Source organism: Streptomyces sp. NPDC018045 (genome assembly GCF_044327445.1).
In the GTDB taxonomy this organism is placed as follows: Bacteria; Actinomycetota; Actinomycetes; order Streptomycetales; family Streptomycetaceae; genus Streptomyces.
This window is the reverse complement of sequence record NZ_JBIRFL010000001.1, coordinates 389,661-415,797: the sequence shown is the minus strand read 5'-3', so window position 1 is coordinate 415,797 and position 26,137 is coordinate 389,661. Positions and strand designations below refer to the sequence as shown.

The following is a 26,137-nucleotide window of genomic DNA, read 5'->3' as shown; positions in this document are numbered from 1 at the left end:
TCTTTGCAATCCCTTGCGCAAACTCTTGCACCCATCAACCACGGCGGATAGAACAACGGCTGAACACCTCCCACCCCCTCAGGAGGAACCATGCCCCCCACCCGTCGGCGCCGGTCCGCCCGCAGACCCGTGGCCGCCGCGCTCGCCCTCCTCTCCGGCGCGGCGACGGCCGTCCTCGCCCCGCCGCCACAGCCCGCGCACGCGGCGCCGCCCGGGGCCAAGGACGTGACCGCCGAGCTGTTCCAGTGGCGGTACGACTCGGTCGCCGAGGAGTGCGGGAAGACGCTGGGACCCGCCGGTTACGGCTACGTGGAGGTGTCACCGGCCACCGAGCACATCCGGGGCGGCCAGTGGTGGACCTCGTACCAGCCCGTCAGCTACCGGATCGCCGGGCGGCTCGGTGACCGGGCGGCGTTCGAGAACATGGTGGACGCCTGCCACGCGGCCGGGGTCAAGGTGGTCGCGGACGCGGTGATCAACCACATGGCGGCCGGGTCGGGCACGGGGACGGGCGGCTCGCCGTACACGAAATACGACTACCCGGGCACCTACCAGCGCCAGGACATGGACGACTGCACCGGGCTGATCACCGACTACCGCGACCGGTGGAACGTCCAGCACTGCGAACTGGTCGGGCTGGCCGACCTGGACACCGGCGAACCGTACGTCCGGTCCCGGATCGCCGGGTACCTCAACGACCTGCTGTCGCTCGGCGTGGACGGCTTCCGGATCGACGCGGCCAAGCACATGCCGGCGGAAGACCTGGCCGCGGTCAAGCGGCAGTTGACGAACCCGTCCGTCTACTGGAAGCAGGAGGCGATCCACGGGGAGGGCGAGGCCGTCTCGCCGGCGGAGTACCTGGGCAACGGCGACGTACAGGAATTCCGGTACGGACGGGACCTCAAGCGCGTGTTGCGGAACGAGAAGCTGGCCTACCTGAAGAACTTCGGTGAGGGCTGGGCCCATCTGCCGTCGGACAGGTCCGGTGTGTTCGTCGACAACTGGGACACCGAGCGCAACGGCACCACGCTCAGCTACAAGGACGGCGCGGACTACACCCTCGCCAACGTCTTCATGCTGGCCTGGCCGTACGGGGCGCCGGACGTGCACTCCGGGTACGAGTTCTCCGACCACGACACGGGGCCGCCCAACGGTGGCGCGGTGCGCGCCTGCTGGCAGGACCGCTGGAAGTGCCAGCACAACTGGCCCGAGATCCGCGGCATGGTCGGCTTCCGCAACGCGACCCACGGCACGGCCGTCACCCACTGGTGGGACAACGGCAACGACGCCATCGCCTTCGGGCGTGGCGACCGGGGCTACGCCGTGCTCAACCACGAGGGCAGCGCGCTCACCCGGACCTTCCAGACGTCACTGCCCGCCGGCACCTACTGCGACGTACAGAGCCGCAAACCGGTGACGGTGGGCGGGGACGGGCGGTTCACGGCCACGCTCGCCCCGGACACGGCGCTGGCGCTGCACGTCGGCGCGCGTGGCTGCGGGTGAGCCGGGGCGCCCCGAGCACCCGGCCCCGATCATCCCGAACGTCCTGAAGGAGCCCTTACGTGAGGCGCACCCTCCGCCGTACCGTCGCAGCCGTGGCCATGGCCCTGTGCGCGGCGGCCCTGCCCGCCCCGCCCTCCGCGAACGCCGCGCCGCCACCGGCTCCCGCCGAGGCGGCGGCGCAGTGGATCGACCGCGACACCGTGGTCTGGAAGGGCGCCCGGCGGGCGGACGCCCGACTGGAGTTCGGGACGGCGGGGCAGGGACGGCGGCAGGGGCGGATCCGGCTCACGCCTGCCGCGCTCACCCCGGCCGAGCAGGCCGCCCACCCGCACCTGAAGGGCTTCCCGGCCTTCGCCGTGGACCCGCGCGACAGCGACCTGGCCCGTACCGCGCTGCGCGACCGGCTCGTCGCCGTCCAGCCGGACGCGGACGGGCGGCCCGTCACCACCGGCGTGCAGATCCCCGGCGTACTGGACGACCTGTACGGCCCGGCGGCGGCCGGGGCGCCGCTCGGGCCGGTCTTCCGGCGCGGCCGCCCCACCCTCTCCGTCTGGGCGCCGACCGCCCGCACCGTCGCGCTCGAACTCGACGGCCGTACGGTCCCGATGCGGCGGGACGACGCGAGCGGTGTGTGGCGGGCGCGGGGCACGCGGGGCTGGACGGGCAAGCCGTACCGGTACGTCGTGACCGTCTGGGCCCCGAGCGTCGGCCGCTTCGTCACGAACAAGGTCACCGACCCGTACGCGACCGCCCTGACCGCCGACTCCGCGCGCGGCCTCGTCGTCGACCTCGCCGACCCGCGCCTCGCCCCGAAGGGGTGGAACCGGCTCAGGAAGCCCGCCGCCGTGCCGCTGAACCGGGCCCGCATCCAGGAGCTGCACATCCGGGACTTCTCCGTCGAGGACCGCACCTCGCGCCACCCCGGCCAGTACCTCGCCTTCACCGACCGCCGCTCGGACGGGATGCGGCACCTGAAGGCGCTCGCGGACGCCGGCACCTCGTACGTCCACCTCCTCCCCGCCTTCGACATCGCGACCATCCCGGAGCGGCGCGCCGACCAGGCCCGGCCGGACTGCGACCTGGCGGCGCTGCCCGCCGACTTCGAGCGGCAGCAGGAGTGCGTCGGGAAGACGGCCGCCCGCGACGCGTACAACTGGGGGTACGACCCGTTCCACTACACCGTGCCGGAAGGCTCGTACGCCTCCGATCCGGACTCGCCGACGGCCCGGACCGGCGAATTCCGCCGCATGGTGCAGGGTTTGAACGGCGCCGGGCTGCGTACCGTCATGGACGTCGTCTACAACCACACCGCTGCCGACGGGCAGGACGCGCGGTCCGTCCTCGACCGGATCGTGCCCGGGTACTACCACCGGCTGCTCGACGACGGGTCCGTGGCCACCTCCACCTGCTGCGCCAACACCGCGCCGGAGCACCTGATGATGGGCCGGCTCGTCGTGGACTCGATCGTCACCTGGGCCCGGCAGTACAAGATCGACGGGTTCCGGTTCGACCTGATGGGGCACCACCCGAAGGCCAACATCCTCGCCGTGCGCCAGGCCCTGGACGCCCTGACCCCCGCCAAGGACGGCGTGGACGGCAAGGCGATCGTCCTGTACGGCGAGGGCTGGAACTTCGGGGAGGTCGCGGATGACGCGCGCTTCGTGCAGGCCACCCAGCGGAACATGGCGGGCACCGGGATCGCGACCTTCAACGACCGCTCGCGCGACGCGGTCCGTGGCGGTGGCCCCTTCGACGCCGACCCGCGCGTCCAGGGCTTCGCCTCCGGCCTCTCCACGGACCCCAACCCCTCTCCCGCCAACGGCACCCCCGCCGAACAGCGCGCCCGCCTGCTCCACTACCAGGACCTCGTCAAGGTCGGGCTCACCGGCAACCTCGCCGACTACACCTTCACCGACACCTCCGGCCGTACGGTCAAGGGCTCCCAGGTCGACTACAACGGCGCGCCCGCCGGATACGCCGCCGCCCCCGGTGACGCCCTCGCGTACGCCGACGCCCACGACAACGAGACGCTGTACGACGCCCTCGCCTACAAACTCCCGCAGGGCACCCCGGCCGCCGACCGCGCCCGTATGCAGGTCGTGGCCATGGGCGTCGCGGCGCTCTCGCAGGGGCCGGCCCTCTCCCAGGCGGGCAGCGATCTGCTCCGCTCCAAGTCCCTGGACCGCAACTCCTACGAGAGCGGCGACTGGTACAACGCCCTGCACTGGGACTGCCGGGACGGCAACGGGTTCGGCCGCGGCCTGCCGCCCGCCGCCGACAACCGGAACGCGTGGCCCCACGCCCGGCCCCTGCTCGCCGACCCCGCCCTGCGCCCCGGCTGCGCGCAGATCACCGCCGCCTCCGCCGCCTACCGCGACCTGCTCCGCGTCCACGCCACCGAACCGGCCTTCGGACTCGACAGCGCCGACGCCGTACAGGACGCGCTCTCCTTCCCCCTGTCGGGGACGGCCGAGACACCGGGCGTCGTGACCATGCGGCTGGGCGAGCTGGTGGTGGTCTTCAACGCGACGCCGCGGCGGCAGCTCCAGCGCGTCGCGTCACTCGCGGGCCGGCGGTACGGCCTGCACCGCGTCCAGGCGCGGGGCGCGGACCCGGTGGTGAAGACGGCCGCGTACGAGAAGCGGACGGGAACGTTCCGTGTCCCGGCGCGTACGGTCGCGGTGTTCGCGGCGCGGTAGCCGGCCGGTGGCCGCTCGGACGCCGGTGCTCGCGGGCGGCCGGACCGTGCGGCGGCCGTGCCCGCTGCCTCATGGGGCCGTCCATGGGCCGCCCTGCCCATGGACGGCCCATCCGCCGGCGGCGGTTCCGGGGCCCGTTCCCCCGTGGATCGTCCCCATGGTTCCCCCATCCGTCCGCCGGAGCGGACTCCATGGGCCCCCGTGATCCGTGCCCTCAGGCCCCGGTGACACCACTGTGGGCCCCCGGGCAATTGTCCGAAAGCCCTGGAGGCGCCGGACAAAGGGCCGTACAACCCGGACCGGTTGCGCGGCAGCCCGGCGCGCGCCGTCGCACTGCGCCGGTTGTGCGCCCTCGTGCGCCCGTGCCTACGCCCACCCGCCTACGCCCCCGTTCCGAGCACCCGCTTCTCCAGCAGCGTGACGGTGTACCGGCTCCCGTCCGGGCCCTCCTTCGCCCGCCGCTCGCCGACGACCCGATAGCCCGCGCTCTCGTAGTACGGCCGCAGCCGCGGATTGCCCGACTGGCAGTCGAGGCGGCTCAGCGGGCGGCCCGCCCCGGCGATCCGCCGCTCGGCACGGGCCAGCATCGCGCGGCCGGTGCCCGCCGGGGCCCGCTCGCGGTCGGTCATCAGCCGGTGCAGATAGCCCGCGACGGGCGGCTGCGGCCCCCAGGCGGGCAGATCCTCCCACCACAGCTCCCAGGCACCGGCGATCTCGCCACGCACCTCGGCGAACCAGACCTCGTCCTGCTTGATCCGCAACCGGAAGTGCTCCGCGTCCCGTTCACCCGGCGCCCACTGGTCGATGCCCCGGCCCCGCATCCAGCGGGCGGCCCCGTCGTAGAGCGCGACGAGCGCCGCCACATCGGCGTCGGTGTCCGCGGCGCGGCGGAAGGTGATCATGTCCATGCGCGGATTGTGCCGCAGGGGCGCCGGAACGGGCTCGTCCGGCTCAGGACGGCTCAGGACGGCTGCGGCGCCAGCGCCAGCAGCCGGGTGAGCAGATCGCCGAAGGGCCCGTCGGACGGCTCATCGGCCAGGACGCGGCCCAGGACGCCGGCCGTCTCCTCGTCGTACGCGGCGCTCACCGCCGCCAGCGCCGCGAAGTCGTGCACCAGTTGGCGTTCCAGCTCGCCGCGCGGGATGGCGCGGCTGTCGAGCCAGATCAGCGCGGTGGTCTCGGCGAGCGAGATCCAGGAGCGGACGACCAGTTCCATGCGCGGGGCGGGGTCCGTCATGCCGAGGTGGGAGAGGATCTGCTCGTACGCGGCCTGGCGCACCCCGTCGATCATGGCGCTCGTCCGGCCCGATCCCACGGCTTCCATGGCGCCGATGGACGGGCCGCCGCGCATCAGCGCGGAGAAGCCGGGGCCGTGCTCCTCGACGAAGTCGAAGAATCGTTCCATCACGCGGAGCAGACGGGCGCCGAGCGGCCCCTCGCGCGGCTCCACGAAGCGGGCGGCCAGTTCGTCGGCGGCCCGGCGCAGCGCCGCTTCGTACAGGCTCTGCTTGCCCGGGAAGTAGTGGTAGACCAGCGGCCGGGAGATGCCGGCGGCCTCGGCGATCTCGTCGATCGAGACCTCGTCCGGGGCCCGGTGGCTGAACAGACCGAGCGCCACCGCGATCAACTGCTCACGTCGTTCCTCGACACCCATCCTGCGGCGCGCCCCGTTGGTCATGCGCACACCCTAACGACCGGGAACGCGCCGCGGAATCGAGCGACCGGGGACCGGACACCGGCCCGGCCGCGCACCGGTGCCTGAACCCGGTCCGCGGCCCGGGCACCGGCTCTCAGAGATCGAGCACCAGCCGCTCCCCCCGGGCCCGCGAGACGCAGATCAGCATCGAGTCGTCCCGCTCGGCGTCGGTGAGCAGTTCATCGCGGTGATCGACCTCGCCGGAGAGCACCCGCTGCTGGCAGGTGCCGCAGAAGCCCTGCTCACAGGAGTACGGGAGGTCCGGCAGCGCCTGTTCGCGGATGGCGCGCAGGGCGCTGCCGTCCGCCGGGACGGTGACCGTGCGGCCGCTACGCCGCAGCTCCACCTCGAACTCCCCGTCCCCGCCCGGCGGCAGCGCCTCGACGGGCGCGAAGCGCTCGGTGTACAGGGTCAGTCCGCGCGCCCCCTGCGGAAGCAGCCCGGCCACGGCGTCCATCAGCGGGCCGGGGCCGCAGCAGTAGACGGCGGCGTGCGGCGGGGCGTCGGCGAGCGCGCCCGCCAGATCGGGCCGGCCGTCCTCGTCCTCGGCGACCACCGTCACCCGGTCCGACGCGGCGCCCGCCAGCTTCTCGATCTCCTCCAGGAACGGCATCGACGCGCGCGAGCGCCCGCCGTACACCAGCCGCCAGGGCACGCCCTCGGACTCGGCCTGCCGCAGCATCGGCAGGATCGGCGTGATGCCGATGCCGCCCGCGATGAACAGGTAGGCGTGGCACTCCTCCAGCCGGAAGCGGTTGCGCGGCCCGCGCACCTCGACGGCCGCGCCCTCGTGCAGCCGCTCGTGCACCTCGCGCGAGCCGCCCCGGCCGTCCTCGATCAAGCGCGCCGCGATCGTGTACGAGCCGGTGTCGGCCGGGCTGCCGCACAGGGAGTACTGGCGTACGGCCCCCGACGGCAGGACGAGATCCAGGTGCGCCCCGGGCTCCCAGGCCGGCAGCCCGTCGCCCTCCAGACGCAGCCGGACGACACCCTCGGCCTCGTCGGTGCGCTCGGCGACCAGGAGCCGCAAGGGGCCGGAGCGGTTCCGGCCCCGTCCGGAGACGGGCTGTTCCAGCGTGGGCAGCGGCCACAGCGGCGACCGGCCGACGCGCCGCCGCAGGGCCCGCTGGACGGCCAGCGCGGCGCCGGCGGCGACCAGGACCGTACGTATCCGGGGGAGGGACGGCATCTCAGGCGGCTCCTGTCGGGTGGGCCTTCGTCGGGTGGGCCTCGGCGGCGGTCGCGGCGGGCGAACCGGCGAGATAGGCGGCGGCCTGCTCGGTGCTGCCGTACCGCGAGGGGTGGTACGTGCGGCTCAGGTACTGGGGGATGGACCGGGCCATGGCGCCGGGCGCGGGCAGGACGCCCTGCCGTCCCGCCCGGAAGAACTCCTTGAAGCTGGCCCGGCCGTCCGGGAGCGAGGGGTCGTTCGCCATGAAGAAGCGGACGCCGCGCTGCCAGAGGAAGACCAGTGCGGAGAAGGCGGTTGCCCAGGTCCGCACCCGCCGCCGGTAGCCGCCGTCGAGGTGCAGGAACAGGTCGAAGGCGACCGAGCGGTGCTCGACCTCCTCGGCGCCGTGCCAGCGCAGCAGGTCCAGCATCGTCGGGTCGGCGCCGCGGGCGTCCAGCGCCTCGGCGTTGAGCACCCAGTCGCCGAGGAAGGCCGTGTAGTGCTCGATCGCGGCGATGATCGCGACGCGCTCCATCAGCCACCACTGGCGCGCCCGCCCCGGCGGCGACGGGGGTGCCACCCACGCGTTGAGCAGTGGGGGACGGTCGCCGAGCAGTTTCTCGAAGAGCCAGTCGACCTGCGCGGTGTACGGGGTGGGGTCCAGGCCGAGCCGCTTGAGGTGCGGCAGCACGTCGTCGTGCGCCTGGGAGTGCATCGCCTCCTGGCCGATGAAGCCGCGTACGTCCTCCCGCAGCCGTGCGTCCCGGATCTGCGGCAGCACCTGCTTGTAGACGTGCACGAACCAGCGTTCACCGGCGGGCAGCAGCAGGTGCAGCACATTGATCGTGTGGGTGCTGTCCGGGTCGCCGGGGATCCAGTGCAGGGGAGTGTCCGCCCAGTCGAAGGCGACGTCGCGGGCCTTCAGCGGGGTGTGCTCGGACGCGACCGGCCGGGGCCGCAACGAGGCCGTATTAGACATGGCGTCAATGTACTGGCGGGTACGGGATCGGCAACAGGTCTCGCACCGGGATTTTCCGTCGCCCCTCCCGCACCCTGCCGCTACCGCGAACCCGTCACCCTCGTGCTCCGCACCACCGTGACCCCGCCCCCGCTGTTGCCGGAGCCCCACCCCCTCCGTCCCCGGCGCTACCGCAGCCCCGCCACCCGCTCCCCGCTGCGCAGCCGCCCCGACAGTTCCGCCCGGGCGCCCGCCGTGGCCGGTACGGCGAGCCGGGAGCCCGCCGCGCGGCCCGTGAGCCCGCCGCTCGCGCTGATCTCCGTGAGCTGTCCGCTGCCCGCGGCCACCAGCCACCACTGCCCGCCGGGCGCCTTCCACAGCACCCCGGCCAGCGCCCACGGCTCCCGCGGGCCACACCCCGGGCCGTCCGCCGAACGCGCCACCACCACGCCCGGCGCGTACCGCCGCCCGCCCGCCGGCGGCATCTGGGCCTGCGCGAACGTCCGGCTGCCCGCGCCCCGCCAGGTCTCGGCGCGCGTGCACACCCACGTCGCGGTTCCGCCCCCGGCGGGCAGTGGCTGCTGCGCGAACTCCCAGGAGTTGACCGCGCGGACACCCTGGCCGCGCAGCCCGCCGAGATGGCACGCCGTGCGCGCCCAGACCGCGCGCGCCGGTGCCCCGTCCGGCTCGCCGGGCCGCTCCGGGGCGCCCGACGTCAGATGGGCCGGGAGCAGTTCGCCGAGGTCGGTGAAGAGGTGGCCGTCCAGCCGCAGGGCCTGCCAGGCCGCGCAGGCGGTGGCCTGCGCGGGCGTCGGCACGGGGCCGGTCGTACCGTCGTCGCCGAGGGGCAGCGGCCGGGCCGCTTCGGCGGGCCTGAGCAGGTCGGTCAGCCCGGCGTGCCCGACCCACGGGGCGGTCAGATAGCGGACGTTGCCGTCCGCGCGGCTGAGCACCAGGGCCGGGGCGGAGGTGTCGTCCGCGCCGTCCGTACGGGCGAAGTCCAGCGCCGCGCCGCCCTGCCCGTCGGAGGCGTCGGCCGGCTCCGCGTACCGCACCACGCGCAGGCCGTCGTACAGCAGCACCACCGTGGCACGGTCCGCCACGCCCGCGTAGAGGAGCTGTGGCGGACCGGCCGCGGGGCCCTGCGCGGTGCCCGGCGTCGCCGAGACCCGCACGTCCGGGCCGGGCCTGGCCCACACGGCCAGTGCGCGCCGCAGCAGCGCCCGGTCGTGCGTACGGTCTCCACGGGCGGGCCAGGCCGACAGGCCCCGCCGCGTCGCGTTCCGCCACGCACCGGCGGCGGCCCGCGTCACCTCGGCGGGGTCCAGGGCGGCCCGCGCTGCCGCGTTCTCGGCGTACGGGGGAGCCGCGGCGCCATCGGGGCCCCGACCGCCGCCCGGCAGCGCACCGCACACCAGCACCGCCGCCCCCGCCGCGAGCACCGTGCGCGCGTACCGGCGGCGCCGCAGCAGGTCGGTGGGCCGGACCTGGAGGGAGCAGGGATCGAACTCGGCGGATTCCAGCAGCGACCGGTCCCGGCCGCCCGCCGCCGGTGCCGCACCGGCCGCCGCGGCGAGCGCGCCCGGCACGTCCTCGGCCCCGGCCGCCTCCAGGACCGCCCGTACGTCCGCGTCGCCCAGGCCCTCCAGCGCGCGCAGCACGTACGCCGCGCGGGCCGGGGCGGACAGCGCCGACAGGGCCCGGTCCAGGACGAGTTCGTCCACCCCGCCGGACCGGGGGAACAGCCGCAGGCCCCAGACCTGCGGCAGCAGCGGCGGCAGCGGGGGTACGGGCACCTCGCGGCGCGTCAACGGCAGGCGCACCCGAGGCCGTTCGGCCGCCAGGGCCGCGCGCAGCACCCGCAGTCGTACCCACGCGTAGCCGGGGTCGGTGGCCGGGTGGCCGGGGCGGCGCCGGGCCGACGGGACGAGGGGCCGCACCGGGGTGTCCTTGCGCGGCAGGGCGCGCTGGACGAGCGAATGCGCGGTCAGAACGCGCCGGTTGCGCCCCAGCGTGGGCGGCAGGACCAGGTAGGCGAGGCGCGTCAACCGCGGGTAGTGCTCGACGAGGGCGGCCTCGGCCTGGCCGACGCCGATGAAGGCGGCCGGGGCGGCACCGGGGCGGGGGTGGTCCGGACGGGGGGCTGTTGCCTGCTGCTGCTCCACGTTCGGTGAAACGAGTGAATCCTGGGATGGTCACCTCGCGCGGCGCGCGCCCCCACGTGCTACGGCGCGCCCCGTCCCACCGGCTCCGGCACGACGGCGGCGGCCCGCCGGAACGGGCCGCCGCCGTACCGCCATGGACTTTCGCGCGCTACTCCGGGCGCTGCGCGCGGTCGAGGTCGAACTCGCCGTCCCGGGCGCCCAGGACGAAGGCGCGCCACTCCGCTTCGGTGTACCGCAGCACCACGTCCGGCTCCTTGGAATTGCGCATGGCCACCGCGCCCTGCTCCAGGAAGGCGATCTCCACCGCCTCCTCGGACTCACCGGGCGCGCGCTGCCAGGTGGCGCCGGAGATGTCGAGGGCGTAGAGCCACTCCTTGTCTGCTGCGGCACTCATACGGTGAACTCCTCGCTCGCGGTCCGTACGGGGCTACGTACGGATCGTCAGCGTACGCGGTGGCCGGACGAGCTTTCCAGCGTTCCCACGAGGTGTGCTACGGGCTCCCGGGAGGCGGGTGGGTCCAGCCGCCGGCCCAGGTGGGCGAGCGCCGCCGGGTCCCGGCGCTAGTCGTCGTCGGACAGCGGCAGTTGGAGCGTCCCGAAGAGGGAGAGGCGTGCTCGGCGGCGGCGCGCCCGGTGGCGCGACGAGGCCGACCGGGACGACGGCGCGCCCGGACCCGCGGGCTCCGGCCACCAGTGTTCGGCGGACCCTCATCCGTACGCTCCCTGCGCTTCACGCGCCCGGACGCCGGGCCCGGGAACAGTCTGCCGGGTGGCGAAGACCAGGTCACCGGGCTCCGCCACCGAGGGGCCCGGACCCACCGTTCAGGGCGGCCGCGGCCGGTGGACGCCGCACGCCACCGGGCCCGGTGCCCCGGCCCTCCCCCCTTCCCGTATCCGCGACCCCTGCCGGCCTCACCACGTCTCGACTCCCCGGACGGAGAGCCCCATGAGTGTCCCCGCGACCGTGTCCGCCACCACACCAGCCGCCACCGCCACGCCTCCGGGCGGCACCCCCGGCACACCCGGCACCGCCCCGGCCCCCGAGCCGGGCACCCCCGCCGCGTACGAGACCTCGATCACCGGCACACCGGAGCGGATACGCGCCGCCCAGCGCCTGCGCCACCAGGTCTTCGGCGAGGAGATGGGCGCCACCCTGCACTCGCCCCTGGCGGGCCACGACATCGACCCCGTGGACGCCCTCGCGGACCACCTGATCGTCACCGAGACCGCGACCGGCGACGTGGTCGGCACCTACCGGCTGGTGCCGCCGGGACGCGGCGACCGCCTCTACTCCGACGGCGAGTTCGACCTGACGGCGCTGGCCGCGCTGCGCCCCTCCCTCATCGAGGCGGGACGTTCCTGCGTCCACCCCGGCCACCGCGGCGGCGCCGTCATCAACCTGATGTGGGCCGCGCTGGCCCGCTACACCCTGCTCTCCGGGCACCGCTACCTGGCGGGCTGCGCCTCCGTACCACTGGGGGACGGCGGCACGGCCGCGGCCGCCGCCTGGGAACTGGGCCGCACCCGGCACGCCGCGCCGCCCGGACTGCGCGTCACCCCGCACCGGCCGTGGCGGCCCGCCGGGCCGGGGCCGGACGCGCGGCCGGACCCGTCGCTGCTGCCGCCGCTGCTCCGCGGCTATCTGCGGATCGGCGCGTGGGTGTGCGGACCGCCCGCGCACGACCCGGAGTTCGACGTGGCCGACTTCTTCGTGGTCCTGGACATGGAGCGCCTCAACGACCGGCACCGCCGGTTCTTCCTGGGCGACCGGCCGGCCGGACCGGGCGCCCCGCGGCGGGACACGGCGGCCGGGAGCCGGGCGTGAGCACCTGGGAGGTACGGTCCGAGTGCACGACGGGCTGTGCCGCGCACGCCGTGCCACGGGCCCCGGTCACGGAGACCGCCCGGCGCTGCGCCGCCTTCGTGCGCGCCGCGGGCCGCGCGCTGCGGGACGGCGAGCGGATGGCCGAACCGGCGCGGCTGCGGGCGCACGCGCGCGCGGTGCTCGGCGCGATCGGCGTACGGCTCGTCGTCGAGACGCCGGGGGACACGGTTGGGCTCACGGTCCCACCGGCGCGCCCGCCGCAAGCCCCGGCGGGTTTCCCGGCCGCCCGGCCGATCGGCTCCCCGGCCGTGCCCCGCCTCGGCACCCTCGTCGTCGCCAACCACATCTCCTGGCTGGACATCCCCGCCCTCCTCGCCGTGGAGCCGGTGACCCTGCTCGCCAAGCGCGAGGTCGGCGGCTGGCCGCTGGTCGGCGCCCTCGCCCGCCGCGCCGGGACCCGTTTCATCGACCGGGACAGCCCGCGCCAACTGCCCGCCACCGTGGCCGCCTTGACGGACCTGCTGCGCTCCGGGCGGTCGGTGGCGGCGTTCCCGCAGGCCACCACCTGGTGCTCGGTGGCGTACGGCGCCTTCCGCCGGGCCACCTTCCAGGCGGCGCTGGACGCGGGCGCCCCCGTACGGCCGGTGACCATCGCGTACGAGCAGGAGGGCCTGCCCAGTACGGTCGCGGGCTTCCTCGGCGACGAGGAATTCCTGTCCTCCGTACGGCGGGTGGTGGGCGCGCGCGGTCTGACGGTCCGCGTCACCGTGCACCCGCCGCTGCCGCCACGGCCCGGGACCGACCGGCGCGCGCTGGCGGACCTCGCCCGCGCGGCCGTCACCGGGACCGCGGGGGAACCGGTCCGGCCGCACGCGTCCGGCCGCCGCCCCGGCCGCCCCGAGGCCGGGCTGCTGACCACGTGGCAGGGCGGAGGAGCCCGTTCCTGACGGTCAGACGCTCGGTACGTACTTGTAGCCGACGCGCCGTACGGTCACGATCGACGACCGCAGCCCCGCGCCCAGCTTGCGGCGCAGCCGGGCGACATGCACATCGACCGTACGGCCGTCGCCGACGTGCCCGTACCCCCACACCGTGGTCACCAACTGGTCGCGGGTGTGCACCCGGTGCGGGTGCGCCACGAGATGGGCGAGCAGCTCGAACTCCAGATACGTCAGGTCGAGCTGCCGGCCGTGGACGTGCACGGTGCGCCGCTCGGGGTCGATGCGTACGTTCGCGTCACCGGTCGTGGCCGGGGCGGCGGGCCCCCCGGCCGCTCCGGGCGGCGCGGGGACGGTCGCCGGCACCTGCTCCGCCGGGACGAGTACGAGGTAGCCGACCATCGCCGGCTGCCCCGGGAGTGCGGGCAGGCTGTGCTGTGGCGCGGGGAGCCAGGTCGCGCCGGAGGCGAGCAGGTCGGCGACCGGCGGCAGCTCGTCGGGCGCCACGGCACGCAGGCGCTGTCGCTGCCTGCCGGGCACGGCGGGGGCGGGGGAGGCGGTGGCCGTCGCGGACGTGGAGACGGGGGCGGAGGCGGAAGGGGCAGGCAGGGTACGGACGTTCGTCATGATCGTCAGCTCTTTCGCGCAGAGGGGCGTCGGTGGACGTCGTGCGCGCGGGCAGGGCTGGGGACGCGCTGGAAGGCGTCGGTGAGGCGTGTGCGGGCCCGCGCTCAGTGCGCGCGGCAACACAGACGGTCGAAGTGATGTCCCTGCCGGGACGGCCAGAAGGGCTCCAGGTCGCTGCGACCTGTCGCGGTGTCGGTAAGGCTGGCCATGCCCCCATTCAACCAGACAGCCGTTGATCTGTCCTTCACATGGGCTGCGGACCGGCACGCGACGGTCGGCGGAGCGGGCGGCCCGGCGGGGTGTTCACGGGTGCCGGACGCCGTTTCGGCCGCGGTGCCGGCCACGATGCCGGTCGCGGTGGCGGAGCTTGAAGGCGGCCCCCGTGCCCATGCCCAGCAGCAGCGCCGTCAGATGCCCCGCGTCCGTGAAGTCCGGCCGCCGGCGCAGGACCGGACTCACCCCCATCGCCAGCACCCCCGCCGAGGCCGCCGCCCGCGCGCCGGGGTGCGGTACGGAGACGGCGAGCGCGCCCACCGTGGCGTAGAAGCCGTAGCTCGCGCCCACGTCCACGGCCCGCTCGGTGTCGGGCGTGACCGCCTTGTGGGACAGCGCGCGGGCCGCCCGCAGCCCGCCGTAGACGAGCATGCTGGCGCCGATGTGCCCGGCGGCGAACATCCCGGCGGCGCGCCGGGTGCCCCACGCCGCCTCCGCCGTGCCGAGCGCCGCGAGCAGCGCCAGCCCGTACGGCACGGGCAGCGGGCTCTCGACGAACACGGCACTGGTCGCCAGCGTCCGCCAGCGGCCCGCCCGCAGGTTGTGGACGTTGGTGGAGTGCGCGCGCAGCAACTCGGCGCGCTCCTGCGCGGGCAGCCGCGCGGTGGCGTACGCGCCGAGCTGGACGGCGCCGACGTACAGCGGGGTGAGCCAGGGAGCGTAGGCGGATGGCGCTTTCATGCTGTCCATCATCCCCGGCGGCGGACCGTACCGGCCGGGCCAGCGCGCGGTCGGCGCCGCACCGCTCCGACCGGCGCTCACGCAACGCGTCGGCGGCGCGGAGACACCTCGGCTCCGCGAGGCGCCCCGCCGTTACGGAGGCGCCCTTGCGGCGCGGGGCACACTGGCGGTCATGACGACGACCTTGCGCATCGGACTCCTCGGCACCGGCCCCTGGGCGCAGCGCGTCCACGCCCCCGCCCTCGCCGCCCACCCCGGCGTCCGCTTCACGGGCGTCTGGGGACGCCGCCCGGAAGCCGCCGTGGCGCTGGCCGAGAGTCACGGCACCCGCCCGTACGCGACCCCCGAGGACCTGTTCGCCGACACCGACGCCCTCGCCGTCGCGCTCCCGCCGTCCGTCCAGGCGGACCTCGCCGTACGGGCCGCCGAAGCCGGCCGGCACCTCCTCCTGGACAAGCCCGTCGCCACCACCGTCACCGAGGCCCGCGCGGTGGCCGACGCGGCCGACCGGGCGGGCATCGCCTCCGTCGTGTTCTTCACCGCGCGCTTCGGCGTCGCGGAGGGGGAGTGGGTCGACCGGGCGGCCGCGGCCGGCGGCTGGTTCACCGCGCACGCCGACTGGCTCGGCTCGGTCTTCGCGGCCGACAGCGACAGCCCGTACGCGGCGTCCCCCTGGCGGCGCGAGAAGGGCGCCCTGTGGGACGTCGGCCCGCACGCACTGTCCCTCCTGCTGCCCGTCCTCGGGGACGCGGAGCACGTCACGGCCGCCCGCGGGCCCGGCGACACCGTGCTGCTCACGCTGCGGCACGCGGGCGGCGCGGCGAGCTCGGCGACGGTCAGCCTGACCGCGCCGCGCGCGGCCTCCGGGGTGTCCGTCACGCTGTACGGCACCTCGGGCACCACCTCGCTCCCGAGCCGCCGGGACGGTCCGGAAGTGGCGTACGAGCGCGCGGTGGACGCGCTGCTCACGGCCGTACGCGGAGGTGAACGGCACCCCTGCGACGCCCGGTTCGGGCTGCGGGTGACGGAGGTGCTGGCGGCGGCGGAGGCGTCGTTCGAAGACGGCGGGGGAGCGGGCGGCTAGGGGTCCGCGGCCCTCGCCTGACCAGGGAGGCGGGTGACCGGCGCCCGGTACGTGCCGCACGTGCCTCGCCGCATGCGATCCCTACTTGATCAGCGCGTTCGCCACCGCGATCAGTAGCCCGAGCGCGGCATCGGCCACCCCGATGAACACGGCCCCGCGCCTGCGGTAGCCCATCCGCAGCGCGGCGGCCGTGCCCCAGCCGAACAGCAGCGTGGCGTTGAGCGTCAGACCGGCCGCCGTGGTGGGCCCTTCGGGCCAGTCCCCGTTCCCGGCGGCCAGCAGCAGCACCACCGTGGGCAGCGAGGCCACGACCAGCGGCCACTCGTCGAGCAGCCGGTGCCCGAGCGCGTACCAGCGGTGGCCCGCGCGGTGGCCGCGATGGGTGGACATGTGATGGGCGTAGCCGTGCGCGAGCGCGGCGGTGGCGGCCGTGACCAGCACCCACAGCGCGTCGTACACCGGCGTGAACGGCGCCCCCTCGCTCTGCAGAGCGGCCAGCAGCGCACTGGCGAGCACCGTTCCGTACACGCCTCCGAACAGCATGTTGGACCGCATGGAATCTCCGTTCTCCGGCGACGCGGCGCGGGCGGCCGAGTGGCGGGCGGCGTAATGGCGGGTGGTGCCGGCGGTGCACCGGCACTTCACGGTGAGGGCGTCATGGCGTAATGAGCCGTCCACGCTAATCGGCGGGTGTGCTCCTTTCCTCGGCGTAACGGGGGAGAAAGAAAGGGCCGAAGGTATGACAACGCCTGGCGACGGGGCTCGGCCTCTTCGGCCTCGGGGAAACGGCCTCTTTTGTCCTATCGGGTATCGCCACATGCCGAAATCGGTCTTGGAATGCATGGGAGATCCCGCTTAACGTCGTGCTCGCGCCCTTCGCGCTCCCCATCCGCACGCACTCCGCGCCGCGCGCCTGTGCGCTGTACGACAAGGAGGCGCAGCTCTTGACAACGTTCACGAGTTACGTCGAAAACATCCTCAGGGAACTGGCGGACCATCCGGAACGCCGCGTCCTGACCACCTCCGACGGACGGGACATCACCGCCGCCGAGTTTCACGACAGCGTCCACCGCACGGCGGCGGAACTGGCCGGCCGCGGCATCGGGCACGGCCACACCGTCTCGATGCTGTCCGGCAACCGGCCGGAGGCACTGTCCGCCCGGTACGCGGTCAACCTGCTGGGCGCCAGGATCGTGCTGCTGTACGAGGGGCAGGCCCCGGAAACCCAGGCGCGCGTCGTGGAGAGCGCCGAGACCGTCCTGCTCCTCGTCGGCCCGGAATCGGCCGCACCCGCCGCGGAACTCCTCTCCCACCTCGACGGCGCCGCACCGGACGTGCTGCTCCTCGGCCCCGGCGGCAGCGGCCTGGACGCCGAGGACCTGACCGCCGCGGCCGCCGCCCGCCCCTCGGGCCGTACGATCGAGAGCGCGGTCCGCCCCGACGACGACTGGTGCGTCCGCTACACGGGCGGCACGACCGGCATCCCCAAGGGCATCCAGATGGCGCACGGCCCCTACGCGAAGGCCGTCGCCTACCGCCTCGCAGCCGCCGGCGACCCGCCCCGCCTGCTCGCCTGCACCTCGCTCGCCCACCTGGCCGGCCAGATGTCCGACATGACGCTGGCCGCCGGCGGCAGTGTCGTCCTCCAGGACGGGTACGACCCCGGTGCGGTCCTCGCCGCCGTCGCCCGCGAACGCATCACCCACATGTGGCTACTGCCGCCCCTCCTCTACCAATTGTTCGACCACCCCGACCTGCCCACCACCGACCTCAGCAGCCTCACCCGCATCACCTACGGCGGCTGCCCGGCCTCCCCGTCCCGCCTGCGGCAGGGCCTCGACGTCCTCGGTCCGGTCCTCTACGGCTGGTACGGACAGTCCGAAGCCCTGCTGCTCACCGAGATGAGCCCGGAGGAGCACGGCCGGACCGGGCAGGGCGGCCAGATCACCGTCGGCCGCCCCGTACCCGGCGTGGAGATCGAGATCCGCGACGAGGACGACCGCCGCCTCCCGCCGGACACCAGCGGCGAGGTGTACGTCCGCTCCGAGGGCATGATGACCGGCTACTGGAAGAAGCCCGAACTGACCGCACAGGTCATCCGCGACGGCTGGGTCCGCACCGGCGACGTCGGCTACCTGGACGACGCCGGCTACCTCTACCTGATGGACCGGGTCAAGGAGATGGTCATCGTGGTGGGCGGGCACGTCTACCCGGCCGAGCTGGAGGACCTGCTGCACACCCACCCGGACGTCGCGCACTGCGCGGTCTTCGGCGTACGCACCGCCGACGCGGTGGAGGAGGTGCACGCCGCTGTCGTCCCCGCGCCGGGGCGCACCATCGACCCCGGCGCGATCACCGACTTCGTGGTGGCGCACAAGGGCGCGATGTACGCGCCGAGCGGCGTGCACCAGGTGGACACCATCCCGCTCACCTCCGTCGGCAAGCCGGACAAGAAGCGGCTGAAGGCGGAGCTGGTGGAGGGGTAGGGCCGGCGGAGGAGTAGGGGAAGCCGGGGCGCTGAGGGGAGCGGGGCGGTGGAGCCGTGGAGCCGGTGGTGCGGTAGGGCCGGTGGAGCTGTGGAACCGGTGACGCGGCAGGAGGAGCGGTGCGGGCCCGGCGGGGCGGGGCGATGGCCGGAGGCCGTGGGGCCGGGCCGCCGCCGTACCGGGACCGTCATCGTTTCCTCACACAATGCGCGACACGACGTCACGAACGCCACGCACCATGGTCAGCCCCCGTCCCCGCCGTACGCTTTCGACGAGCGTCCGCCCGGCCACCGCTTCGGAGAACACCGCCCCATGACCCGTGTGCTGCTCATCGAGGACGATCCCGCCGTACGCAAGGGCGTCCATCTCGCGCTGCGCCGCCGCGGACACGAGGTCGAGACGGCGGCCAGCGGCGAGACCGGACTCCTCGCACTGGAACGCTTCCGGCCGGAGCTGGTGCTGCTGGACCTGATGCTGCCCGGCATGAGCGGCCTGGAGGTGTGCCGCCGCATCCGCGAGACACAGCAGATCCCGATCATCATCCTGTCCGCGCGCGGCGACGACATCGACATGGTGGTGGGGCTGGAGGCCGGCGCGGACGACTACGTGGTCAAGCCCGCCGGCGGAGAGGTGCTCCAGGCACGGATGCGGGCGGTGCTGCGGCGGGTGGTGGGGGACCCGGACGGGGACGGGTACGGGGGCGCGCACGGAGGGGCGTACGGGGGCGGGCCGGGGAGCCAGGCGCTGCCGACGGGCGCGACCGGTGGCGCGGGAGCGGGCGCGTCCGACGGCGCGCAGGCCGACGCCGCGCCGTCCGCCTTCTCGTCCGGGCCCTCCTCCCGCACGTCCCTGACGTCCTTCGGCGCGCTGACCATCGACCGCGCGGCGCTCCTGGTCACCAAGAACGGCCGCGAAGTCGTCCTCGCCCCCTCCGAACTGAAGCTGCTGCTCTTCCTGTCCGATTCCCCCGGCCAGGTCTTCAGCCGCCAGCAGCTCCTCGAACAGGTCTGGGAGCACAGCTTCTACGGGGACGTGCGCCTGGTGGACGCGTGCGTGATGCGGCTGCGCTCCAAGATCGAGGACGATTCGCGGGCGCCCGCATACGTACAGACGGTACGGGGGTTCGGTTACCGGTTCGGGCCGCTGTGAGCACGGGGTGGCCCCGGCGGGGGGCCGCGCCGGGGCGGGGCGGGGAGTGGCTGACCGCCGCGTACACCAGGCTGCGCGGGCTGCGCACCCGCCTCGTCGTCGGCTTCCTCGTCGTGTCCGCGCTCAGCGCGCTGATCACCGCGACCCTCACCTTCCGGCAGGCCCGTACGGCCATACTGGCCCGCACGCAGAACACCGCCGTGCACGACCTGCGCTCCCAGATGGAATCCCTCGGCCCCGACCTGTCCTTCCCGCCGCGGCCCGAGGATCTGCAGAACCTGGTCGTCCAGCTCGACCGGGCCGGCGGGGCCCGCAACTGGCACACCTACGCGCAGTACGAGAGCGGGCCGGTGCTCCCCGAGCCGTGGCGCGGCGAGGACGGGCAGGCGGGACGGGCGGGGCAGACGGGACAGACGGAGGGCGGGCAGACGGGGCGCGGGGCCGGGGGAGGGGCGGGGCGCGCGAGCGGCGGCGCGCCGGGGGTGGCGGAGAGCCATGCGCCGGGGCGAGAGCGCGGGAGCGCGGTCACCGACGGCCTGCGCGCCGCCGTACGCCGGCACCACGCGCCCATCTTCCAACGCGTCGAGCGGGGCGGCGTGCCCTGGCTGGCGATCGGTATGCCGGTGGACTTCACCGACCCGGGCGCCGAGGGGCAGAGGTCCGGGGCGACCGGCACACCCGGCACACCAGTCCCCTCCGACACCAACTCTCCTCACCCCTCGTCCCCCACGTCTTCCTCACCCTCCCCACCCGGTAAAACCAAACCCTCCGGCCTCATCGTCTACGCGGAGTTCGCCCTCGACGACGAGCAGGCCGACATCTCCGCCCTGGTCACCGCCGCCCAGGCCGGCGCGGTGCCCGCGCTCGCGCTGGCCGTCGTCCCGGCGCTGTTCGCCGCGCGCCGCGTACTGCGGCCGGTCCGCCGACTGCGCGAGGCCGCCGAACGCATCACCTCCGGCGAACTGGACACCCGCTCGCCGGTGACCGGCCGCGACGAACTCGCCGACCTCACCGTCACCTTCAACGAGATGGCCCGCGCCCTGGAGAAGGACGATGCCGAGCTGCGCCGCATGGAGGCCAACGCCCGGCGCTTCGCCGCCGACGTCTCCCACGAACTGCGCACCCCGCTGGCCGCCATGGCCGCCGTCACCGAGGTCCTCGACGAGGACGCCGCCCGGCTGGACCCGGACACCGCCGACGCCGTACGCCTGATCAGCGACGAGACCACCAAGCTGGCCCGCATGGTGGAGGACCTGATGGAGGTCTCGCGCTTCGACGCGGGCGCCGCCGCCCTGCTCCTCGACGAGATCGACGTCGCCGTCGCCCTGCGCAAGACGCTCCAGTTGCGCGGCTGGCAGGACCAGGTCGAGACCACCCTCCCCGAGGGCCTGCGCACCCGCCTCGACCCGCGCCGGATCGACGTGGTCGTGGCCAACCTGGTCGGCAACGCGCTGCGGCACGGCGGCGCTCCCGTACGGCTGACGGCGTACGCGACGGCGGGACGGCTCCGTATCGACGTGGCCGACCAAGGGCCCGGCATCGACCCGGAGGCCCTCCCGCACGTCTTCGACCGCTTCTACAAGGCCGACGCCGCCCGTGCCCGCTCCAGCGGCAGCGGCCTGGGCCTGGCCATCGCGATGGAGAACGTACGGCTGCACGGCGGCACCCTGCGCGTGGCCAACGCGCCGGGCGGGGGAGCGGTGTTCACGGTGGAGCTGCCGCTGACACCCCCACCCGCCCCACCCGCCCCCGAGGACCGCCCATGAGGAGCCCGACCCGAGCGGCGCCGGCCACGGCCTCGTACCTGGCCCTCTTCGCCGCGACCCTCCTCGTCCTCGCCCTCTTCCTCACCGGCTGCGGCATCGCCCCCACCGGCTACGTACAGGCAGGCGCACCCGCACAGGGCGTCCGCCAGCCGGGCACCCACACCTACACCGCCCGGATCTTCTTCCTCTCGCCCCTCGGCGTCCACGCCGCCGCCCGCCCGGCCGACGGCCCGGTCGGCCCCCAGGAGGCCCTGGACCTGCTGGTGAAGGGACCCACCGAGGCCGAACGGGCGCGGGGGCTGGTCAGCGTCGTACCGCCGATGCCCGGCCGGCTCACCGCCGTCCCCGCGACCGGCGCGGTCAACGTCCACCTACCGACGCCGGTGGCCCGGCTGGAGGCGGCGGCCACCCACCAGATCGCGTGCACCGCCGCCCACGCCGACATCCCCGGCGGCCGCCCCGCCACTCAGGTGGACGTGCGGATGTACGAGCCGATGAGCCGGGACCGCCCCTGGACGGTGCGCTGTTCCAGCAACGGAATCGCCCTGCCGGCCACCGGCCCGGACGCCTCCTAGGCAGCCGCCCCGGACGCCTCCCGGGCCCCGCCCCCACCCTCGCCCCGAACAGCTCCAGCGCCCCCTGGGCCCCCTGGCGTACGCCCCGTCACCCACCCCCGAAGTACTCCCTGACCAGGCGGCTTTGTCAGTGGTGGGCACTAAAATCGGAGGCAGTAAGGAAGCAGTCCAGGACTGCGTCTCCGCTGTCCCAGGAGGTTGCCGATGGCCGTAGCCACACTGTCCACGAACACCGCGATCCCGAAGAAGACCACGACGTCCGCGAAGGCTGCGAAGGCCGCGAAGACCGCGTACGGAAAGACCGCCGCGCGCCGCCGGGTGGCCCGCCACACGCCGATGGTCAAGAAGCCGCTGCCCGCCGGTCTCCCGCGCGAGTGGTACGAGTCCCACAACCGCCGCCTGAAGGCCATGCGCCTGGCGATAGCCCTGCTCGACGGCGGTGTCTACACCCCGGAGCGGGCCCGCAACCGCACCATCCGCACGACAGCGGCCCGTATCGGAGTGCACCCGCCCTCCAACACGACCTGCCGCCTGGTCCGCTCCCTGATCACCGAGAACGCCCGCTGACCCGGCAGGCGACGCGCCGCCTGCGCGTGAACACGAGCGACGACTCCCACCGACCCTGACCACGGCCCAGCGACTGCCGCACTCCTGACCTGACCGGCCCCTCCCGGCCCGCCCGGGAGGGGCCACACGTCATGCCCGCGGAGCAATCACCCGGGCCGCCGCCGTTCCCAGCCCAGTGGGCCGACCGACGAAGGCCCGCGCCCCTACGGCTCCCGCCTCCACAGGCTTCGCCTCCACGGCCTTCGCCCCCACAGCCCCCGCCCCCTGGCCCCGGCCCTTGTGCCGGACCAGGTCCTCCTCGCGATACCGCCGGCACCCCTGATGCCAGGTGAGAATCCCGGCCATCCAGTTCTCCAGCTCCTTCACATACCCGTCCAGCAGCGCCCGCGCTTCACCCGACAGCCCGAAGTCGTCGTACAGCACCGGCAGTTCATTCGCCGCCACATGCTGGAATTCCCGCATGCGTGACGTCATGAGGTCATGGACGATGGCGAGCGCCGTCGGGTAGTCGCAGTCGAAGAAGTTCTGCACCACCAGAACCCCGTTGTGCACCTCCCCTTCGTACTCGATCTCCTTCTGATACGAGAACACGTCGTTCAGCAGCGTCGCGTAGTCGACGGCAGCGTTCTCCAGCGAACGCATCGGACCGCTGCGGTAAATCTCCTCCGGCACCCGCCGCCCGTGCCCGATACGGCTCAGGCTCATCGTCATGTCGGAACCGAACGTCGCCCGCCGCATCTCGATGTAGTCCACCGGGTCGGGAATGTGGTGCCGCGCCTGGTTCTCCAGCTCCCAGATCCACCCGGCCGTCATGACCTCGACGGCGTCCCGGAACATCTTCCGCGCCGCGGCGTCCATCGGCGCTGTCGTCCGGCGCCACAAATCCGCCAGCCCACGCTCCATCGCATTCGCCGGCTCCGGAATCGCCTCCCCCTCCGCCACGGGCATGAACGTAGAAAGCCGCGCATTGCACGCCTTCGCCCCGGCGATGTCCCGCGTCGCCCCGAAGACCACGGGGTAATAGTCGTCGCCGTACGTCCCCCAGGTCAGCCACTGCGACGCCAGGTCCAGTTCCTCCGGGGTCGCCTCGGGGTGCAGGCCGGCAGCGCACAACGGGAAGTCGTAGTCCGCCACCTTCCCGGCACTCCAGACGTCGGACAGCGGCACCCCCGCCTGCGGCCGCAACATTCCCATCAGCCGTGCCCACTCCACCGCGTTCACCCGGGCCCCGTCCAGATGCGGACTCAGCGTCGTGGTGAACGGCATGTAGAAGTCCGGCAATTGCGAGGGCCCCACCCGGCGGAACGGCACATGCGTGAAGTTCCGCAGCCGTTTGGCGCCCGTGACCGCCACGGCTCGTCGCACATCCACCGCGGAAGTGCCCAGCCCCCCGAACGCGAACGGCGACCAGTTCCCCGCCGATTCCGCCGCCGCCCCGCTCCCGTTCATGTACCGACTCGACCTCATGTGCCATTCGTGCCCGCCCGACTGCCAGTCCTGCAACCCCTTGGCATAAGCCAGCACGTCCGCACACTCCTGCGGACTCAGACCCTCCTCGGCGAACAGCACCGGAAGTTCCGTCACCACCGTGTCCTCGAACTGCTGCACCCGCGAGGTGATCAGATCATTGACGGCGTCCGCCGCCTCCTGAGTGGTGCACCCGAGGAAGTTCTCCAGTACCAGCACCCCATTACTGAGTTCCCCCTCGTCCTCGGTCTCCCGCTGATACGAGAACAAGTCGTTCCGCAGATGCACCCCGTCCGCGAACGTGTCCCTCAGCACCCGCAACGGCCGCGCCCCGGAAACCGCCGCCGGTACCTCGGCCCCCGCCGCGAACTCCACCAGCCCCGCCGACCACGGAGCCCCGCCCACCTTCCGCCGCATCTCGATGTATTCAACGGGGTTCGGCAAGCGCCCCGCGTTGATGTTCGACAGCTCCCACAGCGACTCGTTGAGCAAATGCTCGGTGTTCTCCCGGAACCGGGCCCGCCACCCCTCCGACATCGAAGGCACCGTCCGCGCCCACAGATCCGCCAGCCCCGCCTCGACCGGATTGGTGGGCTCCGGCACCGGCGTATCCGGATCCATCGGCATGAACAGCGGCAGCCGGTCCAGATACGCCTTCCCGCCGACCCGGTCCTGCGTCCGCTTGAACGCCTCCAGAAAATGATCGTCGAAGAAGAACACCCACACGTACCAGTCCGTCACCAGGGACAGCACATCCGCCGGGCAATCCGGATGCGTATACGCACACAACAACGCGTAATCATGCGCATCCAAATCCGCCTCCTCCCAAATCCCCGACCCCTCCAACATCCCCATCCCCCGAGCCCACTCCTTGGAATGCCCCCGAGCCTCCCCCACATGCCCATTCAACCGCGCCGGATACGGCAAATAAAACCCCGGCAACTCAAACGGCTGCGCCATCACGGCACTCCCCTTCGTCGGCCCTCTCTCCACTCCACCGGACGCGCGCCCCCGCGGCGCAGCAAGCCACCCGCCGGCCACCTCCACGCCACCACCCGCCCAGCGGCCACAGCACTACCCACCTCGCCCGTCCCGTATCCACCCTCTTGACATATCGCAAGCACGTATGATTTCCGCCCCGCGCGGTGCCTTGCCGTCCGCCGGGAATCGAATGCCCGGTGCCTCGCGGGCGAAGGGTTGCCTCCGACCGGAGCGTTGTCAGTGCCACCCCGCACCATGTCCACATGACCGTAAGATCTGATTTCGCCCTGGAGCTCCAGCTCGGAAGCGCCCGCGACGAGGCCGCCGACCCACAGGTCAAAAACGCCGTGACTGCCGCGATCGACCACATGTTGAGCGGCAACAGCCGTAGCCGCAGGGGCGGCCGGGCGCTCACCGACCTGCTGGCGGCAGCTCGCGCCACGGCGGCAGACAAGGAGGAGTGGCACGTGGTACGCCTCCTGCAGGACTCGCTGGACTACGCGGAGGGAAGAATCCTCAAGCCGGAGTTCGAGGAGAGATACCGCCTGTTCCAGGACGGTGCGCGGGACGAAAACAGCCGACAATTCCTCTCACGGACCGTCTGGGCGGCGAGCGACTTCGTGATCCGCGCCGGAGCCGAATTCCTGGCCGAGCACCCGGAGGCCGGCCCCGCCGAACTCCTCCGCCATGTCGAGGCGCTGGGCCGGGATGCCAAGTTCCTCGAAGCCCCCGAAGACCGCCCGGGACGGTACCGGATCCCTCGGGGCCGGGCGGAGATCGCCGTCTGGGCGGAGCGCGTTCTGCGCAACCGAATCGACGTGGAGGACCCCGAAGAGGCGGCGCAACGGATTGCTTCTTCTCCGAAGGCGCTCAGCGTGCTCGCGTCCGACCCCGAAGGAGAAGTCCTCCTCCAGGCACTCCGACTGCAACGCCGCTCCGCCGGACTGGCTGCGCTCCGTCGCCTGGCGGAGGACCCGGCCGCATCGGAAGGGGACCTCCACAAGGCCTTGCGCGGGCAGCACTGGATCTTCGGGGGCCAGTTCGTCAGCGAAGCCACGCACCGCCGCCTGGTACCGGGCGACGAACTGGACATCCCGCTGATTCGCGGCGATGGGGCCCTCCACGTCGTAGAACTCAAACGCGCCGCAGGCCTGCGCGGCCCCTTGGTCAAACAGCACCGCAACGCCTGGGTCCCCACGGCCGAGGTCCACGACGCCGTGGCGCAAGCCGTCAACTATCTCGTGGGACTCGACGAACACCGCGAGCGCATACGCCGCGACCTGGGCATCGAGACCCGTCGCGCCAGCGCACTCGTACTCATAGGACACCCGGCGGCCCAGCCCGACGTCCCGGAGGAGGAGATCAACGAAGCCCTCCGGACCCTCAACACCCACCTCAACCGCGTCGAAGTCCTCACCTACAAGGACCTCCTCGACAACGCCGACCGCCTCCTGACAACAACAACGACCGAAGCCACCTGACCTCCGGGCACTGCCGGTAGCTGTGCACATGGCTGTGCCCCCGAC

General features: G+C 73.7%; 21 protein-coding genes. 11 read left to right on the top strand and 10 right to left on the bottom strand.

Features of this window, described 5'->3' with window-relative positions; all coding sequences use genetic code 11:
- Positions 1-90 precede the first annotated feature (90 nt).
- A complete protein-coding gene (locus ACH4EB_RS01690; protein ID WP_398345235.1) occupies positions 91-1,503 on the top strand; it encodes an alpha-amylase family protein in 1,413 nt (470 codons plus the stop codon).
- A 59-nt stretch (positions 1,504-1,562) separates the two neighbouring features.
- Complete coding sequence (pulA, locus tag ACH4EB_RS01685) at positions 1,563-4,202, top strand: pullulanase-type alpha-1,6-glucosidase (protein WP_398345234.1); 2,640 nt, start codon at positions 1,563-1,565, stop codon at positions 4,200-4,202.
- A 380-nt stretch (positions 4,203-4,582) separates the two neighbouring features.
- Here pulA and ACH4EB_RS01680 read toward each other — a convergent pair whose 3' ends face one another.
- The 6 genes from ACH4EB_RS01680 to ACH4EB_RS01655 all read right to left on the bottom strand — a co-directional run bounded on the left by ACH4EB_RS01680 (position 4,583) and on the right by ACH4EB_RS01655 (position 10,586).
- Entirely contained in the window at positions 4,583-5,110 is a 528-nt protein-coding gene (locus tag ACH4EB_RS01680; RefSeq protein ID WP_398345233.1) for a GNAT family N-acetyltransferase, read from the bottom strand.
- Between the two features lie 53 nt (positions 5,111-5,163).
- Entirely contained in the window at positions 5,164-5,880 is a 717-nt protein-coding gene (locus tag ACH4EB_RS01675; RefSeq protein WP_398345232.1) for a TetR/AcrR family transcriptional regulator, read from the bottom strand.
- A gap of 112 nt (positions 5,881-5,992) precedes the next feature.
- Positions 5,993-7,087, bottom strand: a complete 1,095-nt coding sequence (locus tag ACH4EB_RS01670) for a PDR/VanB family oxidoreductase (RefSeq protein ID WP_398345231.1) — start codon at positions 7,085-7,087, stop codon at positions 5,993-5,995.
- 1 nt (position 7,088) lies between these two features.
- A complete protein-coding gene (locus tag ACH4EB_RS01665) occupies positions 7,089-8,048 on the bottom strand; it encodes a metal-dependent hydrolase (protein WP_398345230.1) in 960 nt (319 codons plus the stop codon).
- Positions 8,049-8,215: 167 nt separating this feature from the next.
- Positions 8,216-10,192, bottom strand: coding sequence for a hypothetical protein (locus ACH4EB_RS01660; protein ID WP_398345229.1), 1,977 nt, complete (start codon positions 10,190-10,192; stop codon positions 8,216-8,218).
- Between the two features lie 148 nt (positions 10,193-10,340).
- A complete protein-coding gene (locus tag ACH4EB_RS01655) occupies positions 10,341-10,586 on the bottom strand; it encodes a DUF397 domain-containing protein (protein WP_361143235.1) in 246 nt (81 codons plus the stop codon).
- A 552-nt stretch (positions 10,587-11,138) separates the two neighbouring features.
- On the opposite strand from ACH4EB_RS01655, the gene ACH4EB_RS01650 reads away from it, so the two are divergent.
- Together ACH4EB_RS01650 and ACH4EB_RS01645 are read left to right on the top strand one after the other, a co-directional pair.
- Positions 11,139-12,017 (top strand): GNAT family N-acetyltransferase, encoded by an 879-nt coding sequence (locus ACH4EB_RS01650; RefSeq protein ID WP_398345228.1) that lies wholly within the window; start codon positions 11,139-11,141, stop codon positions 12,015-12,017.
- Positions 12,014-12,964, top strand: a complete 951-nt coding sequence (locus tag ACH4EB_RS01645) for a lysophospholipid acyltransferase family protein (RefSeq protein ID WP_398345227.1) — start codon at positions 12,014-12,016, stop codon at positions 12,962-12,964. Before ACH4EB_RS01650 ends, ACH4EB_RS01645 begins: the two co-directional genes overlap by 4 nt.
- A gap of 3 nt (positions 12,965-12,967) precedes the next feature.
- Here ACH4EB_RS01645 and ACH4EB_RS01640 read toward each other — a convergent pair whose 3' ends face one another.
- Entirely contained in the window at positions 12,968-13,582 is a 615-nt protein-coding gene (locus ACH4EB_RS01640) for a winged helix-turn-helix domain-containing protein (RefSeq protein WP_398345226.1), read from the bottom strand.
- 303 nt (positions 13,583-13,885) lie between these two features.
- Positions 13,886-14,536, bottom strand: a complete 651-nt coding sequence (locus ACH4EB_RS01635; protein ID WP_398345225.1) for a rhomboid-like protein — start codon at positions 14,534-14,536, stop codon at positions 13,886-13,888.
- A gap of 172 nt (positions 14,537-14,708) precedes the next feature.
- On the opposite strand from ACH4EB_RS01635, the gene ACH4EB_RS01630 reads away from it, so the two are divergent.
- Positions 14,709-15,620, top strand: a complete 912-nt coding sequence (locus ACH4EB_RS01630; RefSeq protein ID WP_398345224.1) for a Gfo/Idh/MocA family protein — start codon at positions 14,709-14,711, stop codon at positions 15,618-15,620.
- A gap of 81 nt (positions 15,621-15,701) precedes the next feature.
- On the opposite strand, the gene ACH4EB_RS01625 is transcribed toward ACH4EB_RS01630, so the two are convergent.
- Positions 15,702-16,175 carry a hypothetical protein gene (locus ACH4EB_RS01625; protein WP_398345223.1) on the bottom strand — a complete coding sequence of 158 codons (474 nt, stop codon included), beginning with the start codon at positions 16,173-16,175 and terminating at the stop codon, positions 15,702-15,704.
- A gap of 389 nt (positions 16,176-16,564) precedes the next feature.
- Between ACH4EB_RS01625 and ACH4EB_RS01620 the strand changes: the two genes are divergently transcribed.
- From ACH4EB_RS01620 to ACH4EB_RS01600, 5 genes are all read left to right on the top strand, one after another.
- Positions 16,565-18,106: an AMP-binding protein gene (locus ACH4EB_RS01620; RefSeq protein WP_398345222.1), complete on the top strand. Its 1,542-nt coding sequence runs from the start codon at positions 16,565-16,567 to the stop codon at positions 18,104-18,106.
- Positions 18,107-18,418: 312 nt separating this feature from the next.
- Positions 18,419-19,255, top strand: a complete 837-nt coding sequence (locus ACH4EB_RS01615; protein ID WP_398345221.1) for a response regulator — start codon at positions 18,419-18,421, stop codon at positions 19,253-19,255.
- 221 nt (positions 19,256-19,476) lie between these two features.
- The gene (locus ACH4EB_RS01610; RefSeq protein ID WP_398345722.1) at positions 19,477-21,021 is read left to right on the top strand and encodes a sensor histidine kinase; all 1,545 of its coding nucleotides are present in this window, start codon (positions 19,477-19,479) and stop codon (positions 21,019-21,021) included.
- A complete protein-coding gene (locus tag ACH4EB_RS01605) occupies positions 21,018-21,596 on the top strand; it encodes a hypothetical protein (RefSeq protein ID WP_398345220.1) in 579 nt (192 codons plus the stop codon). Before ACH4EB_RS01610 ends, ACH4EB_RS01605 begins: the two co-directional genes overlap by 4 nt.
- 204 nt (positions 21,597-21,800) lie before the next feature.
- Positions 21,801-22,163 carry a hypothetical protein gene (locus ACH4EB_RS01600; protein WP_398345219.1) on the top strand — a complete coding sequence of 121 codons (363 nt, stop codon included), beginning with the start codon at positions 21,801-21,803 and terminating at the stop codon, positions 22,161-22,163.
- A 129-nt stretch (positions 22,164-22,292) separates the two neighbouring features.
- On the opposite strand, the gene ACH4EB_RS01595 is transcribed toward ACH4EB_RS01600, so the two are convergent.
- Positions 22,293-24,590 (bottom strand): germacradienol/geosmin synthase, encoded by a 2,298-nt coding sequence (locus ACH4EB_RS01595; RefSeq protein ID WP_398345218.1) that lies wholly within the window; start codon positions 24,588-24,590, stop codon positions 22,293-22,295.
- Positions 24,591-24,874: 284 nt separating this feature from the next.
- Here ACH4EB_RS01595 and ACH4EB_RS01590 point away from each other — a divergent pair, with 284 nt between their 5' ends.
- A complete protein-coding gene (locus ACH4EB_RS01590) occupies positions 24,875-26,092 on the top strand; it encodes a Shedu anti-phage system protein SduA domain-containing protein (protein ID WP_398345217.1) in 1,218 nt (405 codons plus the stop codon).
- The last annotated feature ends 45 nt before the right edge of the window (positions 26,093-26,137 follow it).

What these genes read in the sequence shown, in the direction of transcription:
- ACH4EB_RS01690 (WP_398345235.1), top strand. Translation starts at nt 91, where the DNA reads ATGCCCCCCACCCGTCGGCGCCGGTCCGCCCGCAGACCCGTGGCCGCC.
- ACH4EB_RS01680 (WP_398345233.1), bottom strand. Translation starts at nt 5,110, where the DNA reads ATGGACATGATCACCTTCCGCCGCGCCGCGGACACCGACGCCGATGTG.
- ACH4EB_RS01675 (WP_398345232.1), bottom strand. Translation starts at nt 5,880, where the DNA reads ATGACCAACGGGGCGCGCCGCAGGATGGGTGTCGAGGAACGACGTGAG.
- ACH4EB_RS01670 (WP_398345231.1), bottom strand. Translation starts at nt 7,087, where the DNA reads ATGCCGTCCCTCCCCCGGATACGTACGGTCCTGGTCGCCGCCGGCGCC.
- ACH4EB_RS01665 (WP_398345230.1), bottom strand. Translation starts at nt 8,048, where the DNA reads ATGTCTAATACGGCCTCGTTGCGGCCCCGGCCGGTCGCGTCCGAGCAC.
- ACH4EB_RS01655 (WP_361143235.1), bottom strand. Translation starts at nt 10,586, where the DNA reads ATGAGTGCCGCAGCAGACAAGGAGTGGCTCTACGCCCTCGACATCTCC.
- ACH4EB_RS01650 (WP_398345228.1), top strand. Translation starts at nt 11,139, where the DNA reads ATGAGTGTCCCCGCGACCGTGTCCGCCACCACACCAGCCGCCACCGCC.
- ACH4EB_RS01640 (WP_398345226.1), bottom strand. Translation starts at nt 13,582, where the DNA reads ATGACGAACGTCCGTACCCTGCCTGCCCCTTCCGCCTCCGCCCCCGTC.
- ACH4EB_RS01635 (WP_398345225.1), bottom strand. Translation starts at nt 14,536, where the DNA reads ATGAAAGCGCCATCCGCCTACGCTCCCTGGCTCACCCCGCTGTACGTC.
- ACH4EB_RS01630 (WP_398345224.1), top strand. Translation starts at nt 14,709, where the DNA reads ATGACGACGACCTTGCGCATCGGACTCCTCGGCACCGGCCCCTGGGCG.
- ACH4EB_RS01625 (WP_398345223.1), bottom strand. Translation starts at nt 16,175, where the DNA reads ATGCGGTCCAACATGCTGTTCGGAGGCGTGTACGGAACGGTGCTCGCC.
- ACH4EB_RS01615 (WP_398345221.1), top strand. Translation starts at nt 18,419, where the DNA reads ATGACCCGTGTGCTGCTCATCGAGGACGATCCCGCCGTACGCAAGGGC.
- ACH4EB_RS01610 (WP_398345722.1), top strand. Translation starts at nt 19,477, where the DNA reads ATGGAATCCCTCGGCCCCGACCTGTCCTTCCCGCCGCGGCCCGAGGAT.
- ACH4EB_RS01605 (WP_398345220.1), top strand. Translation starts at nt 21,018, where the DNA reads ATGAGGAGCCCGACCCGAGCGGCGCCGGCCACGGCCTCGTACCTGGCC.
- ACH4EB_RS01600 (WP_398345219.1), top strand. Translation starts at nt 21,801, where the DNA reads ATGGCCGTAGCCACACTGTCCACGAACACCGCGATCCCGAAGAAGACC.
- ACH4EB_RS01595 (WP_398345218.1), bottom strand. Translation starts at nt 24,590, where the DNA reads ATGGCGCAGCCGTTTGAGTTGCCGGGGTTTTATTTGCCGTATCCGGCG.
- ACH4EB_RS01590 (WP_398345217.1), top strand. Translation starts at nt 24,875, where the DNA reads ATGACCGTAAGATCTGATTTCGCCCTGGAGCTCCAGCTCGGAAGCGCC.